The organism is Chitinophaga varians, from assembly GCF_012641275.1.
Taxonomy (GTDB): Bacteria; Bacteroidota; Bacteroidia; order Chitinophagales; family Chitinophagaceae; genus Chitinophaga; species Chitinophaga varians_A.
In genome coordinates this window covers 1-860 of record NZ_JABAIA010000022.1, presented here as the reverse complement: position 1 = coordinate 860, position 860 = coordinate 1, and the positions used below count along the sequence as shown (strand labels likewise).

Genomic DNA, 860 nt, shown 5'->3' with positions numbered 1-860 from the left:
GGTGCACAAATCACCAGTCCAAACAACTACACCACCACTGTAACAGGCGTGCCTGCGGGTAAATCCGTGACACTGCAATGGACAGTGACCAACACCTTCAAGTCTTCCTGTACCGCTTCTGATCAGATCATCCTGACCAACACCGAAGCACTCACAGAAAGCAAAGCAGGCAGCGATATCACCCAGTGCGGTAATAACGTCTTCCAGCTGAATGCCAACGCACCGAAACCTACCGAAACAGGTACATGGTCCGGTACCGGCGTATCCTTCAGCAATCCAAATGCTCCGGATGCGATCGCAACACTGACCACCAGCACACCGCAGACGGTAACGGTAACATGGACGATCAGCAATGGCGTGTGCGACAACAGCACCTCCACTATTAAGCTGGTCCTCAATGCCGCACCAACGGTAGCCGTAGCTGCTGTGCCGCCGGTATGTAACGCAGACGGTTCTTTCAACCTGGTACTGTCTAACCCGACCGGTAACATTACCAAGTACTCCATCAAAGCAGCTGCTACCAACGCGCTGCCTGGCTTCACTGACATCGTGGACGCTGCCTGGACCGGTGCTGGTACTATCAAGGTAACCTACCCTGCTACCACAGCGGCTGGCACCTACGATTTCGTACTGACCGTTCAGGACGCCAACAATGCAGGTTGCGTATTCACTAAAAACTTCTCTGTTAAAATTGATGGCAAGCCGAACGTGAAGATCACCGCTAACCCGGATGAGATCTGCGAAGGCCAGGCCACTACACTCAGCATCGACAACAGCAATACCGGTTACACTATCAAGTGGACACTTGATGGTACCGCCCTCCCTGCTGCTGACGGCAAAGTATCCTTCTCTCACACGCC

General features: G+C 53.4%; 1 protein-coding gene. It reads left to right on the top strand.

The window, feature by feature from the left end:
* Nucleotides 1-860, top strand: an 860-nt coding sequence (locus HGH92_RS33425; protein ID WP_168875206.1) for a hypothetical protein, incomplete at both ends; no start/stop codon positions are given.